This window comes from Vibrio sp. 1167, from assembly GCF_033340375.1.
GTDB classification, from domain to species: Bacteria; Pseudomonadota; Gammaproteobacteria; order Enterobacterales; family Vibrionaceae; genus Vibrio; species Vibrio alginolyticus.
Genome location: NZ_JAWOWK010000063.1, coordinates 1 through 1350, shown reverse-complemented (window position 1 = coordinate 1350; position 1350 = coordinate 1). Strand labels below are relative to the sequence as shown.

Genomic DNA, 1350 nt, shown 5'->3' with positions numbered 1-1350 from the left:
CCTACTTTGACAAGGCGGATAAGCCCCGAATTAACGCATGGAAAACGGGGATGAATGCCAGTTTAAAACTGCATGACCCCGATGATCCGATTAACAAACGTGAATTGACCACTCCACGCAATCTCCCAGCCTCCAAACAAGAAGCCGCGAGAGCTATCACAGACGGATTGTTATCTCTCGCAGGCAACGGCGAGTTACGCACTCGACAAGATGTGGTAAATGCCCTTGAGGGCGCAGGTTTCACCGTGGCAAGGCAGACCTCAAAAAGTCTCTCGATTGCCGATCCTGATGGTGGACGGAATATTCGATTGAAAGGGCAGATTTATGAGCAAGATTTTAAATTTGGCGCAGGACTTCGAGAAGAAATCGAAGCAGCAAGCGCACGATACCGAGCAACGTCTCAAGAGCGAATTCGAGAGGCACGAGACGTTTATCGAGCAGGCGTTGAGATCAAGCGAGCAGAAAATCAAAGGCGATATAAACGCCCAGAATCGACGCATGAGCGTGTTAGTGCTGAAAAGTTGGGCGTGGCTAGGGTTGACTATCTTTCTCGTGATAGTGGCGTGCTCAAGCGTGATTTGGTGGCAAGGGAGCATGATTCTAGCGAACCAATTAGAGATCAATCAGCAGAGTGCCACGATAAAACAGCTCGAATTGAAGGGCGGAAAGATTCAGTTGAGCCAATGCGGAGAGAGGATTTGTATAGCGGTCGCCAAGGATGGGAAGGGTTGGACGAGAAAAAGCGACGACCGATCGATGTTTATACCGGAGGGATATTAGAGCATGACGGAGTTAGAGAAACAGCTATTGAACGCCTTCGAGCAATTACAACAGCAGCACGAGGCGCAACACAAAGCCTTTGCGAACGCTTACAAGGATTTAGAGAAAATGTTCAACACTACTTTGAAAGAGAACGCCACGTTGTGTCAGCAAGTGAGCAGATTGAGCGAGCAAGTGAACGGCTTGAACGTTCAGCTTCAGCGGTTGGAAAAGCATTACAGCACGAAGCGAGATTAGACATAGACAGAGAGCGTGAAATGAGTTTTAAAGGTTTTTGCCGTTGATTGACTCCCGTTTTAAATGCATTCGTGTAAGCTATTGTCACTGTTCAATTTTTTCTTATGGGTGTGCGAATGCATAGCTTGAATGGGGGGCTTCCCGATATTTTTGACCCTTCAAAATCTCATCGTTGCCCTATTGGGCACTCGAATCCGTCAGTGTGCCCATGTTCTACTTGTAAGATGGCTAGAGAAGCGGAGGCTTCTAGATTGGCATTAAGGCGAGCTGAAGCGAGAAACTTCGCTCCGACAGGTTCGCTAATGCCATCAAATCAAGCAATTAAGGAATCCG

General features: G+C 47.8%; 2 protein-coding genes and 1 pseudogene. All 3 read left to right on the top strand.

Going from position 1 to position 1350, the window contains the following annotated elements:
* Positions 1-324: 324 nt before the first annotated feature.
* Complete coding sequence (locus R7Z78_RS25095; protein ID WP_411913313.1) at positions 325-780, top strand: MbeB family mobilization protein; 456 nt, start codon at positions 325-327, stop codon at positions 778-780.
* Between the two features lie 3 nt (positions 781-783).
* Positions 784-1017 carry an MbeD family mobilization/exclusion protein gene (locus R7Z78_RS25090; RefSeq protein ID WP_373906686.1) on the top strand — a complete coding sequence of 78 codons (234 nt, stop codon included), beginning with the start codon at positions 784-786 and terminating at the stop codon, positions 1015-1017.
* A gap of 116 nt (positions 1018-1133) precedes the next feature.
* Positions 1134-1350, top strand: a pseudogene (locus tag R7Z78_RS24360) (hypothetical protein); the annotation flags it as partial.

What these genes read in the sequence shown, in the direction of transcription:
- R7Z78_RS25090 (WP_373906686.1), top strand. Translation starts at nt 784, where the DNA reads ATGACGGAGTTAGAGAAACAGCTATTGAACGCCTTCGAGCAATTACAA.
- R7Z78_RS25095 (WP_411913313.1), top strand. Translation starts at nt 325, where the DNA reads ATGAGCAAGATTTTAAATTTGGCGCAGGACTTCGAGAAGAAATCGAAG.